This is a genomic window from Pseudomonas putida, assembly GCF_001941965.1.
GTDB classification, from domain to species: Bacteria; Pseudomonadota; Gammaproteobacteria; order Pseudomonadales; family Pseudomonadaceae; genus Aquipseudomonas; species Aquipseudomonas putida_L.
The window spans coordinates 1-12,292 of record NZ_MKZO01000020.1 but is presented as its reverse complement, the minus strand read 5'-3'; the positions used below and the strand labels follow the sequence as shown (position 1 = coordinate 12,292).

The following is a 12,292-nucleotide window of genomic DNA, read 5'->3' as shown; positions in this document are numbered from 1 at the left end:
CAGTCCACTTGGTAAAAAACACTGCGCTGTTATGCCGGAGCATCATTCGGCTCCTCCAATTGCGCGTAGTAACGTTGCCAATCTGCCTCGATTGCCTTTTGCGCTTCGGCAATTTGCTCAGGTGTCATGCCACCATCTGGCGACACAGGCACAATTGGACGCTCCTCAACTGACGAGCCCTCCGCCAGAAGTCTTGGATCATCCCAACTCACCTGCACCAGATCCCGTCGGTGGACCCCACCGAAAAAAATCACGCGCTCGTCAAAGTAGCTACCGAATGGCTCGCGCCCGTGCTTATAGAGAAACCACGCTCGCGAATCGTGGACTTGGTCATCGAACAGGGCACGCAACAGCCCCACCGGTTTGTCGTCGTTCATGTACTCCCAGACCTCACCTCGCTTCTTCTCGCAGGTGTGGTTTTCGCCTCCCGAGGGAGGTGGGAACATACGGCTGACCCGCTGACGACCCAGTGCCTTGCTAGCCTTGCGCTCAGCCCTGATATGGTCGAGGTCCTTCAACAGGAGTTTGACTGGGACGGTGATGTGGCGAAGAGCCTCCAAAGCGACTTCTGAAGGCTTCGTTCCTAGATCCTCGCTGCGGTAGATCATGGAAAACTCATTCGCGGCGTCGCTAAGTTGGGTCTTGCCCATATCGGCATCGAAGTCCTTGACGCCCGGTTCCAACGGCCCGGGGAGCACACCTTCCTGCCGTTCCCTTTCACGTTGCTTCTGACGGCGCTGCTCGACTTCTTTCTGCTTCTGATCGCGCAATGCTTCAGACTTTTCACGTACGTCTGCATTTGATTCGGTGTCCCAGGCTTCCTGGTAGAAGCGCTGCTCATCCATCGATCGGAAGGCGTAACGATCTATCCTCCATGCAGTGATCCAGCCAAGTTGGTCGCGGAAAACGGCCTCTATAGTTTTGTCGGAGGGGATGGGTTGGTAGGTTTCAAGTTGTTCGGTTGAGAGCGGTTCTGGAAGAGAAGAAAGCCCCAAAGTTGCCTCGCGCCAAGCATTAAAACGCTCAATCAGTGTCGGGGTGACATAGAACTCCAGAGCGCCCTCAGCCACCATTGTTCTCCACGAATCGTTTTTAAATTCGTCTGGGAGAGATGTAGACGAAACTTTAAGCGGTGCGCCATGACTGAACGCATCGGAGTAAAGCGAATGCAGGGAAATTTGAGAAAGCAGCAAAGAATCAAATTCAGAGATTGCCTTCCCTTGGTCCCCAGGAGGATATCCTCCCCCCTGATCCGAATGAACACCTGGATGCACCACCTCGACAGAGTTCTCTGGATAGCTCCCATCTTCACGCCGAATAGAGTCCAGTGGGAAACTCAAGCGCTGTTCGTGACTAGCCACTATATGAAGGCATCGTTTGACCAGTTTGCTCCTCGGCAACTCCATGGTGTCATCTGCCCAGCTCATATGGCCATCGCCGCCAGGAAACGAATCTGCAAGTCCGACTGAGGCAACGGTATCTAGCAGTCCGAGGTACTGCACTTGAATGGGCAGCGCAAGATCATCAACACGCAGGACTGGCTGGTTATCGACATCCTCCAGCAACATGTTCAGCCAATTCACGAACGCCCGCGCCGCCGCCGCCCCCCGGGAAAATCCGTAAACATAAAGACGTACACCCAAAAGCCTCGACTGCCCGGCTTGCGCTGCCATAGCAATGCGTAACGGCCTGATCATATCCTTGAGCATACGACTAATTTCCCGCTCGCGACGACGGCTACCCGACCATTTCTCAAAGGGCCAGGAAGTATCCATCATTCTGATTGCTACCAATAAATGGGCATCATTCAGACGAGCTAATCCAAGGGAAAGACGCAGGGCATCAATGATCATCAGCAGCCCCCAGTTAATCCGACGCTCACCAACAGCTGCACCAGCCAACCCCGGCGTGCTGAAGTCAAGGTCTTCAACCTCCGGAAATGCAGTGCCTACACCCGGGATGTAGTACTTGAAATACTGACCATCCCCGGTCCCCGGGGGATCGATCAGGTCCCCCGATTGACGGCTATGAGAGGTTCCGCCTGCGTAACCTGCACCAATACTGGCGCGAAACAGCCGGCCAACATTGGTCGGGGACGGGACATCAACTTGATACAGATCGCGGTTCAGGTTATTGCCTGTACCGTCGAAGAACAGGCTGATATGCAGAGTCTTGCAGCAAGGAGGCGGAGCACGTCGGCCGGCAGCCAGGCTCAGGGCGTTCTGGTACTCGCGCTCGGGCTCGCGCTGGACCCGCAGATTGGCATGGACGTGCTCTGGCCGCGTTGGTAAACGCCCTTCCAGTGGGAACTGCGGTGGATACCACACAGTGGATGTGTTTATTTCGGACATGACTGAGGCTCCGGCAAATTCAGAGGGGTTTTAACGGGATACTCCGGATGCCCATATCCATAACAGGAAGTGGCCACTTCAATTTCGTCACAAGGTAAAAAATGTACGGTGATGCCACAGGTTTTCTGTTCGGAATAATTCGGGACAAGAACCGAACGGCTATGGTTTCGCCGCTGAGCTTTAACATTCTCGGCCCATGCAAGAGCTTTGGGCCAATCGGCAAAACCTGGAAAGTCCTCAGTGCTACTTACTCCCGTCTGCCAATCAACACGCACTGTCATTCCAAGCTCCCAACGCGCAGGCAAGCTAAAGTACCCTCCACCCCCTCGTTGCCAAGGACCGATAGTGTCTAATGCCGAATGCCCATCAACGCTGAACTTGTTGATCGCCCAGTGGGTGTGATTGACCCCTTCAATAATCCCGGCTTGCACGGCTGGAATTTCTATAGCGCACACCAGTACGCAAATTGTTGCGAGCCTTGCTCGAACGAAAACTTTCATCAGAAATCTCCTTGAACGGATAAAGTCGCGGATGCCGGACACGACTGCGGCTCCGGCAGTTTCAGAGGTGTTTTGATCGGGTATTGCGGATGCCCGTAGGCGTAGCAAGAGGTGGTGATCTGGATTTCTTCACAAGGCAGGAAGTGAACAGTGATGCCGCATACGTCTTTGCTGTCGTACTCGGGCACATGGATTAACTTGGTGTGTTGGCGCCTCTGAACTCTCACCGCCGAAGCCCACGCCTCATATATTTCTGAATCCTCAAACCCTGGAAATCCGTCAGGAAAAGCGACTCCCGTTTCCCAATCCACCTGCACCGTTAATCCCGGGGTCCAGCGCGCTGGCATACTGAAATGCCCTCCTCCTCCACGCTGCCACGGCCCGATAGTGTCCAGCCCAGACCGCCCATCCACACTGAACTTGTTGATCGCCCAGTGGGTGTGATTGACCCCCTCGATAATCCCCGCCTGAGCCGAAGGCAGCGAACCCGCCCCCAAGCCTGCGCACACCACCACCAGCAATGAAACCGCGCTTCTTCTGCGCATGACTGTCTCTCCTTAACCTGCATGAATGCGGTCGAGCACGAAGGCTTGCCGCTGGGTATCCGCCATCAGTCCGGCGTCGCTGGCCTCACGCATCGCGGCGTAGCAGGCCTGGAAGCGTCGCTCCGCGCTCCACTCCCGTGGCAGCGCATCGCTCAGTTCGCTCAGGGCGTCATGGGCATCGCTGGCGCAGTGCAGGAGGTCGAGCTGGGCATCACTCAGCTCGATCATGTGGAATTGATGGAAGCCTTCGGTGTGCTCGGCCGTGCCGCTGTGCTGCCTGGGTCGACCATCACGGTCGAGCCAGCTCCAGAACACCGCCGGGCGCAGCAGTTGCCGTTGCTGCTCGGTATCGAGCACCTGGCCAAGCAGCAGCGGCAGCAGGCGCGGGTCGTAGTAGCGCAGCAGGCCGACACGGCCGGCACTGCGTGCTTCGAGGCATTGCCCGAGGTAGCTGGCGAGGCGCTCGAAGGGCCAGGTCGAAACCAGCGCCAACAGCCGCGACTCCTTGCCGAACACGCCAATCAGTTCCTCCAGCCACAGACGCTGCAGCGGCTGGCCCAGGTCGATGCGCACCAGCAACGGCCCGACATGGGCGATGCCCGCCTCGGGCAGCGCTTCGAACAAGCGGCACCACGGCACGGACGCGGCGGATTGACGAATGCCTTCGAGCAATGGGGCGTTGCAGCCCGCCTGGTCGATCAGCAGGTCCAGATGGTTGTGCGGCATGCGCGCAACGGCGGACTCCAGCAACTCCAGCCACGGATCGGTTCTGGTCGTGCTCATGCGTCACCCTCCCGGTTGACGAAGGTGCGCAATCTGTTGCGTGCCGCCTTCGCGCATTCCTCACACACCGCCCCCGGCAACTCCGAAGTCGGCAATATCGGCAACTCGAAACTTTCACCCGCCGCCGGCCGCAGGCGGTGCACGCCCTTGAGCTCCAGCAGCCCCGTGGACTGGATCAGCACCTCGCCCTCCGGCGTCAGGCGAATGCTCGCGCCGCCGCAGCCGAGGGTGATGCCGTTCTTGGCGATGATCTGCACATGCCCCTGCACCGACTGCACGTCGATATCGCGCTGGGCGATGAGCTTGAGCAGGTCGCCGTGGGATTCGATTTCCAGCGGGCCCTTGCCCGAGACCAGACGCATGCCTTCCTGGCGGGCCAGCAGGGAGATGCTGTGCTCGGCCTGGGCGAACAGGCGCTGGGCCGAGGCCAGGTTGAGTTCGCCCTGGGTCTGCACATAGGCGGACTCGCCGCTTTGCAGAAGCAGGCTGGCCGGGGTGACGGCGGCGATGCCCTTGGGCGCACTGAGGAGGATGGCCGGGTCCTGCAGGGCCGTGGCGCTGGTCTTGAGTTGCTCCAGGTCAGCGATACCGGGTTGCAGGCTGTGGTGCTCGGCGCTGACCTTGCGCCAGTCGTTGACCTGGCGTTCGGCCTTGTCGAGTTGCTCGACGGCGGGGTCCATGGCGAGGACATCGCCCTGGGCCTTGGGTTGCGCATCGGCACTGATGAACACCCCCTTGCCCGCCCGTAGTGCGCCCCAGTGATCGGTACGCAGCTCATACCCTTCACCGCGCTTCTGGCGCTGGTTGTCCACCAGATGCCCAAGGTTGAGCTGGCTCTTGCCGGCAAACTCGGTACTGAGCTTGACGTGCTCCTCACCCTCACGGTCGCCCATGCGCAGTTTGTTGTTGGCCGGCGTGCGCAGCACGTTGCGCTGATAGTTGTCGTCGTTGACGTGGTCCGGGTGCTTGCTGTCGTGCAGGGCATGGGCAATGTAGGGGCGGTCCGGGTCCCCCTGCTCGAAGGCGATCGCCACCTCGGTGCCGGCGATCAGCGGCAGGTGCAGGCCGTATTTTTCCCCGGCGTAAGGCCGCGCCAGGCGCAGCCAGGCGCTTTCGAAACCGCGCTCGCGCTCGTCGCGGTCGAAGTGGAAACGCACCCGATAGCGGCCTTCCTGGTTGAGGTGGCCGTAGCGGTCATATTCCGTGCTGCTGCTGATCCGCGCAGGAATGGTCCCGGCAATGACCGGCTTGGGCTGCAAGGCCGGTCGGAAGCCGACGAACTCGTCGAAGGGAATCCCCGTGAACGTGGCGGTGAACCCAATCCTTCGCCCGCCCTTGGTCGCCACGCTGTGGATCAGGACTTTCTTCGCGAAGTCCTGGGGAATGTCGCCTTCGGGCATCAGCAGGTGCGCCGGCATGAGGATCTGGCTGCTGCTGACGCCGGTCAGGCGGGTGCGCAGGTTCTGGTTGCGCTGGTGGGTGAGCCGGGCGTAGAAGTGCCCGGTCCCGGTGGCCGGGCCGGGAAGCTGGGAGCCCTTTACCCCCAGCTCGGTGTAGGGCATGGCGTATTCGTAGCGTTCGCCATGGGCGGTTTCGGTGGTGCCCGGGATTTCGGTCTGGTCATACAGGCCATGCGCCGCCTGGCGGGGGTCGTAGCTGCGGAAATACACGTCCTTTTCCACCACCTGGTGGTGGGTGGCGAGGTTCCAGAGGCTGTCCTGGCCGGAACTGTTCATGCCCTTGCCGGGTAGATAGGGCAACTGGATTTCGAGCCCCTTGCGCAGCGGCACGTCGGCGCAATGCATGACATCGGTCAGGTGCCGGGAGTCGAAGCCGATGCGGTACCAGATGCCGACTTCCGCCAGCAGGCGCTGGACGAAGGCCAGGTCGCTTTCGCCGAACTGCATGACCTGCTCGCGCTTGGGGTATTCGCGGTCGAGGAGGAAATCGATCTGGTGGGGGTACCAGCGGTGCCGTTGGATCAGGATCTGCTTGACGATTTCCGGCACGGACTGGTTTCGGTACAGGCGGTATTGCTTGCCCTGGCCAAGCAGGGCCAGGCGCGGTTCCAGGGTGATCTGGTAGTGCCCCTCCTCCAGCGAGCCGCCGGTGCGCTGGAAGGAGGTGATGAAGCCGAACAGCTCGCGCAAGGGTTCATGCTTGGGCGGTTTCTCTTCCCAGGGGTATTTCTGTCGCGCCTCGCCGTAGATGGCGAAACGGGCGAAGCGCTTGAGCAGTTGATCCTTGTCCAGGTCCAGCGCCTTGGGCGCCTGCGGGTCAGGGCCGTGATAAATCGTGCCGGGCACATACCTGGGCTCGGCGCAGGTGAAGCGGATGGTGTAGCAGAACGGCTGGCTGAGGTGTTCCTCGCCGTCGAACGACAGCACATCGAGAGGGGCGTCGAGGTCATTGACGTTCAGTTGGTAGGGATTACGAGTAACGGGCGAAGGGTAGCGGCTGACTATCTGTTCCATGCCAATTCCTGTTGTTTTCGGGATAGCCAACAGCAACGGCTTCAACCAGGTTGGGCCGGACCATTAACTGACTTACTTGAAGAAACAATTTCCAAGCGCTGCAGGTCGAATTTCGTAATTTGGCTGTTGCAGAAATATGTTTCGAAAGTTCTCCGCCTCATTGGCAGCCATTGAGCGTCAGGCAGCCGGAACACGGGAGGCCGTGGAGTTATGGGCACTCTCGAATTAACGCGAGAGATCGACGACAGAGAGGAACAATTATTCGAGCGAGCATCTTTCCTGCGCGAAACAGTAAAGGATCTCAATACCTACTTCTACCGCTGAGGCGAGCGCTAGGAATATTCCACTAGTTAAAGGGAATATTCCTACAAGTCTCAGACTGAAACTTGTTCCAGCAAGTCCCGTTAGTTGCGATGGCAGCCGATGCTGACCTGCCCGCAGAGGCCCGCAAGCCCCGGCCATTGCGAAATACCCCTCCAACCGCCCTCTTTTCCAGCCTTTGCCTCCCTCCTCGCCCGTCTTTACTAAACCCTTACCCAAGGCTGACAAAGCGAGCCCCTCGGTACTGATAATCTTTTCCAACTAATTGCTTAGCTAAGCATCTTATTGCCCTCACTCGCTCCCTACCGATGACCACTGAAGACCAAGACCAGCTGAATACCCGAACCCGTCAACTCGATGCCTATCGCTGGGCCTTGCTGCGGGAAAAGCACAACCTGCTCGGCTCGTTGCTGCGCACCCTGCGCGATACCGCCGCGGACCTGGCCCTGGGCATTGGCGCCCGGGCCCGGGCCGGCAAGGCCAGCAATGAGGGCGCTGAACGCATCCTGGTCCTGCACGGCTCACCCAAGCTGCTGGCGCAACGGCGCAAGAACGGCTTGATCAAGGCCCTGCGCCAGCGTGGACACCAGGTGGTCGAGGATGCCATCGAGCCGCTGGCCAGCGCCGTCCGGCACAAACGCCTGTATCGCCCGGCCCTGCGCGTGCCCCTGCGCTACTACGCCCATGCCGCCTATGCCGAATGGCTGGCCCGCCATCACAACCCGGGGCTGGTGCTCAACGAACGCCATGGCAGCCTGGTGATTCCGTTCCTGCGCCTGTCGCTGAACCACCAGGGCCGGCACCTGGCGCAACTGTCCCATGCCACCTCGGTCGACCCTTCCCGGCGCCTGAGCATGACCGACTACGACTACTACCTGCTGTTCGGCCAGAGTTCGCTGCAAGCCCTGCAACGCCGCGACCTGCGCTTCGGCAGTACCCGGGCGATCCTGGCCGGGTCGTACCTGGTCGACCAGCGCTACGCGATGCCGGCCCCGCAAGGCGAGCTGCGCGTGCTGGTCCTGGGCGTCGGCCCGGACAAGGAAGCCCGTCCCGGCTACGAGCGCACCTATGAACTGATCTGCGAGTGGGCCGCCCGTCATCCGCAGGTACCGGTGACCTTCAAGGCGCACCCGCGCAGCCGCATGACGTTCTGGAAAGCCGCCGCCGCCAGTCTCGGCAATGTTCATCTGGCGGCGCCCCATGCCTCCCTGGCCGAAGCCCTGGCGCAGAGCTCGGTGGTGCTCAACATCATGTCCAACGCCGCCCTGGAGGCCAGCCTGGCCAATCGTGCAGTGGTCTATGTCAATGCCAGCGGCGAGGCCGATGTGCTGGAACAGGCGCGCTTTTTCGGCGCTTGCGTGAGTGACCTGGACAGTCTGGAAGAGCGTCTGGACTGGCTGCCCGCTCACTACCCGCAGGCCCTGAGCGGGGCCCGGGCCTTCGCCGAGTACCACCTGGCCCATGGGCTCCAGGGGCAGGACAAGACCGCCGAAGTGATCGACTGCCTGGTCCAGCGCCAAGCACTGCCAGCGACCGAATTGCACGAAACCCTCGGCGCAGCTACCCGCTCGCTGCCTACGCGGAACACCCCATGATCGCCAAGAAGATTCACTACTGCTGGTTCGGCGGCAAGCCGCTGCCCTTGCTCGCTCGTCGCTGCCTGGCCTCCTGGGCCCGGCATCTGCCGGACTACGAGATCCTGCGCTGGGACGAGTCGAATATCGATGTCTATGCCCATCCGTTCACCGCAGCGGCGCATAACGCCGGACGCTACGCCTTCGTCGCCGACTACGTGCGCATGCAGGTGCTGGCCCGGGAAGGTGGCATCTACCTGGACACCGACGTCGAGGTGCTGGCGCCCTTCGCGCCGATGCTGGACAACCAGTTGTTCATTGGCCTGGAGTGGGACGCGCGCTTCGGCACCTCGGTGATTGGCGCCGTGCCGGGGCACTGGCTGCCCAAGGCCATGCTGGCCTGGTACGACCGGGTCCGCTTCGACACGGCACGCTTGTCCGAACTGGTGAACGTCAATGAAGTCAGCCGCCTGCTGCTGGTCAAGGGCTTTGCCGCCAGCCATCAGGAACAGGTGATCGGCTGGGACCGGGTGTACCCGGTCGGTGTGTTCGCCGATCCCCATCGCCAGGCGCCGGACGGGGTCAGGCCGACGGCACGGCACCTGTATGCCGGCAGCTGGCGCAACCGCCCGCATAAAGGCCTGCTGAGCCGCGCCTGGCGCAGCCTGCGCAAGGCGCCAGGCAACCTCGGCCACGGTCTGCAGCTGTGTCGCTACCAGGCTGCGACCTGGGTCAGGCAAACCCTCAAGGACAAGGGGAACACCCCATGAAGGCGGTATTTGCAGCCGGCAGCGATAACGTCGGCGATGAGCTCAACGAGTGGATCTGGCCGGCGCTGCTCGGCGATATCCAGCGCGACGGGGTGGCCCTGCTGGGCATCGGTACCCTGCTGAACGAAGCGTTTTGCCGTCGTCTGGATTCGGCCGAACGTATCCTGGTGCTGGGCAGCGGCGCAGGGTATGGCAAGCCGCCGACGCTCGACCCGCGCTGGCGCGTCCACGCCGTCCGTGGCCTGCGCACGGCCCGGGCCCTGGGCCTGGACGACGACCGCGCGGTCGCCGACCCGGCCTATCTGCTGGCCAGTCTCGACTGGCGCAGCGCTCGCGCGCATGGCGAGGTGGTGGTGGTCCCGCACCATCGCTCCCTGCGCTACCTGGACTGGCAGCGGGTCTGTGCCGCGGCCGGACTGCGCTTCGTCTCGCCGCTGCTGCCCGCGGCCGACTTCATGCAGGCCATTGCCGGCGCCCGCCTGGTCCTCAGCGAAGCCATGCACGGTGCGATCCTCGCCGATGTCGCCCGGGTGCCCTGGCAGGGTTTCGGCTTCGGCGGCCAGTTCAACCAGGACAAGTGGCTGGACTGGGCGCAGATGTTCGACCTGAACCTGGACATCCGCCACCTGCCCGGTTTCTACGACCCCGCCCGTTTCAGCGAAGGCCGTCCGCTGCGCTACCACCTTGGCAAGGTGCTCAAGGTCAGCCTGAGCCGGGCCGGGCTTGGCCGGGAAAAATGGCAACGCATGACCCTGCCCTCCTTCCAGGTCGACCGGGCCGAGGCCGCCCTGGCCCGGCAACTGGGCGAACTGGCCCGACGGCCGGGCATGCTCAGCAGCGCCGCCCGGCTCCAGCTGCGCGTGACGCAGCTGTACCAGCGCGTCGATGAGTTGCGCGCGGAGTTGCAGGCACCTCCAGGCAAACGCCTGCAAGGCGATGGCCTGGCGTTTCTCGCCAGGGCCTGAACGACACATCCACTTCGTTGACGGAATTTTCACTGTCGTCCGAATAGCGTGAGCCACCCGCTCATTCGGCGACAGCCAAAGGTTCAACGAGGTACCCGTGTCCGCGACTCCCGCCCCTGTTTCGAGAAAACCCCTGGCCTGGTCCGGCCTGCTCTGGCCGCTGCTGTTCTTCTGGTATTTCTCGGGTGTTACCCAGGCCCTGCTGTTCTTCAGCGGCACCACCGGTTTTTCCGGTTTTCGCGATGCCTTGTTCCTCAGCAGCCTGTGGCTGGTGCCGCTGCTGCTGGTGCCGCACCTGGCGCGCAGTACCAGCGCGGTCATTGGCGTGGTGCTGTGGGGGGCCTCGCTGGTCGGCCTGACCTACTTCGGCATCTATCGCCAGGAGTTCTCGCAGAGCGTGATCTTCGTCATGTTCGAATCGAACACGGCGGAAGCCGGCGAATACTTCAGCCAGTACTTCAACATCTGGCTGGCCTTTGCCCTGCTCCTCTACAGCCTGGTCGCGGTGCTGCTGTGGAAACGCATCCGTCCGTTCAGCCTGCCGCTGAAAACCCGGCTGCCGCTGGTGCTGTTGTTGCTGGCGGCGAACCTGGTCTACCCGTTCTACAAGCAGATGGTCACCCAGCAGCGCAACTTCGCCGATGCCCTGGAAAAGGTCGAGCAGCGCATGGAACCGGCGGTGCCCTGGCAGTTGCTGGTCGGCTACCGGCAATACCGCCAGCAACTGGACAACATGCAGGCGCTGCTGCAACAGAACGCCGCCCTGCCCCCGGTCAAGGGCCTGCTCGACAGCAGTGGCGACCAACCACGGACCCTGGTGCTGGTGCTGGGTGAGTCCACCACCCGCCAGCATATGCACCTGTATGGCTACAACCGTGACACCACGCCCAACCTGGATGCCCTGGCCGCCAGCGACACGGGCCTGACGGTGTTTCGCAACGTGGTGTCGCCGCGCCCGTACACCATTGAAGTGATGCAGCAGATCCTGACGTTCGGTGACGAGCAGAACCCGGATCGCTTCCTCACCGACCCATCGCTGATCAACCTGATGAAACAGGCGGGCTACAAGACCTTCTGGATCACCAACCAGCAGACCATGAGCAAGCGCAACACCATGCTCACCACTTTCTCCCAGCAGACGGACGAGCCGGTCTACCTGAACAACCAGCGCAACCAGAATGCCGCGCAATACGACGACGTGGTCTTCGCGCCGTTCGAAAAGGCCCTGCAGGACCCGGCGCCGAACAAGTTCATCATTGTCCATCTGCTCGGCACCCACATGGACTACGAATACCGCTACCCGCCCGAGTACCAGAAGTTCAACGACCGCCAGGGCGTCCCGGGCCAGTTGTCCAGCAGCCAGGTAGACACCTACAACGAGTATGACAATGCGGTGCTGTACAACGACTTCGTGGTTTCCGACCTGATCAAGCGCTACTCGGCGAGCACCCCCAACGGGTTTTTGCTGTACCTCTCCGACCATGGCGAGGATGTCTACAGCTCGGGTGCCCATGACCGGCTCGGGCGCAACGAAGCGGCGCCGACCCGGCCGATGTACACCATTCCGTTCATCCTCTGGACCTCACCGCGCTGGCAGGCCGCCCATCCCCGTGATCTTCAGGCGATGGCGAACAATGCCTACAGCAGCTCGCACCTGATCCACACCCTGTCGGACCTGGCAGGGCTGAGCTACGACCGCTTCGAGCCGGCGAAAAGCCTGGTCAGCACGCAGTTCGTCAGGGCGCCGCGCTGGATCGGCGATCCGTACCAGAAGGATGGCCTGCACGACTTCGACCGCTTGCCGCTGGATGGGGCGGGCGAAGCGCAGGCGACGGCGGGGAATCCATAAAAGCATCGCTGGCAAGCCAGCTCCCACAGGGTCCGCGTGCACCGCCGAACCTGTGGGAGCTGGCTTGCCAGCGATGAGGCCCTTGGCAACAACCTAGATCGCACATACCCCGGGGAGTCTCACCCTCACCCCAAAACCGCCCCCGGCCCGGTTGAAGCAC

At 61.8% G+C, this 12,292-nt stretch carries 9 protein-coding genes; 4 read left to right on the top strand and 5 right to left on the bottom strand.

Going from position 1 to position 12,292, the window contains the following annotated elements; all coding sequences use genetic code 11:
• Positions 1-29 precede the first annotated feature (29 nt).
• Genes PSEMO_RS12130 through PSEMO_RS12110 form a run of 5 tightly spaced genes read right to left on the bottom strand, consistent with a single transcriptional unit; the run spans position 30 to position 6,653 of the window.
• Complete coding sequence (locus PSEMO_RS12130) at positions 30-2,351, bottom strand: T6SS phospholipase effector Tle1-like catalytic domain-containing protein (protein ID WP_075803316.1); 2,322 nt, start codon at positions 2,349-2,351, stop codon at positions 30-32.
• Complete coding sequence (locus tag PSEMO_RS12125) at positions 2,339-2,851, bottom strand: DUF3304 domain-containing protein (RefSeq protein ID WP_075803315.1); 513 nt, start codon at positions 2,849-2,851, stop codon at positions 2,339-2,341. Before PSEMO_RS12125 ends, PSEMO_RS12130 begins: the two co-directional genes overlap by 13 nt.
• The gene (locus PSEMO_RS12120; protein WP_081430235.1) at positions 2,851-3,396 is read right to left on the bottom strand and encodes a DUF3304 domain-containing protein; all 546 of its coding nucleotides are present in this window, start codon (positions 3,394-3,396) and stop codon (positions 2,851-2,853) included. The genes PSEMO_RS12125 and PSEMO_RS12120 overlap by 1 nt, the downstream gene beginning before the upstream one ends.
• Before the next feature lie 12 nt (positions 3,397-3,408).
• Positions 3,409-4,179, bottom strand: a complete 771-nt coding sequence (locus PSEMO_RS12115; protein ID WP_075803314.1) for a DUF4123 domain-containing protein — start codon at positions 4,177-4,179, stop codon at positions 3,409-3,411.
• Positions 4,176-6,653: a type VI secretion system Vgr family protein gene (locus tag PSEMO_RS12110; RefSeq protein ID WP_075803313.1), complete on the bottom strand. Its 2,478-nt coding sequence runs from the start codon at positions 6,651-6,653 to the stop codon at positions 4,176-4,178. The genes PSEMO_RS12115 and PSEMO_RS12110 overlap by 4 nt, the downstream gene beginning before the upstream one ends.
• 629 nt (positions 6,654-7,282) lie before the next feature.
• Between PSEMO_RS12110 and PSEMO_RS12105 the strand changes: the two genes are divergently transcribed.
• The 4 genes from PSEMO_RS12105 (at position 7,283) to PSEMO_RS12090 (ending at position 12,132) form a co-directional block, all read left to right on the top strand.
• Positions 7,283-8,569 (top strand): hypothetical protein, encoded by a 1,287-nt coding sequence (locus tag PSEMO_RS12105; RefSeq protein WP_075803312.1) that lies wholly within the window; start codon positions 7,283-7,285, stop codon positions 8,567-8,569.
• Positions 8,566-9,318 (top strand): glycosyltransferase family 32 protein, encoded by a 753-nt coding sequence (locus PSEMO_RS12100; RefSeq protein ID WP_075803311.1) that lies wholly within the window; start codon positions 8,566-8,568, stop codon positions 9,316-9,318. The genes PSEMO_RS12105 and PSEMO_RS12100 overlap by 4 nt, the downstream gene beginning before the upstream one ends.
• A complete protein-coding gene (locus PSEMO_RS12095; protein ID WP_075803310.1) occupies positions 9,315-10,283 on the top strand; it encodes a polysaccharide pyruvyl transferase family protein in 969 nt (322 codons plus the stop codon). The genes PSEMO_RS12100 and PSEMO_RS12095 overlap by 4 nt, the downstream gene beginning before the upstream one ends.
• A 97-nt stretch (positions 10,284-10,380) precedes the next feature.
• Positions 10,381-12,132, top strand: coding sequence for a phosphoethanolamine transferase CptA (locus PSEMO_RS12090; RefSeq protein ID WP_075803309.1), 1,752 nt, complete (start codon positions 10,381-10,383; stop codon positions 12,130-12,132).
• Positions 12,133-12,292 lie beyond the last annotated feature (160 nt).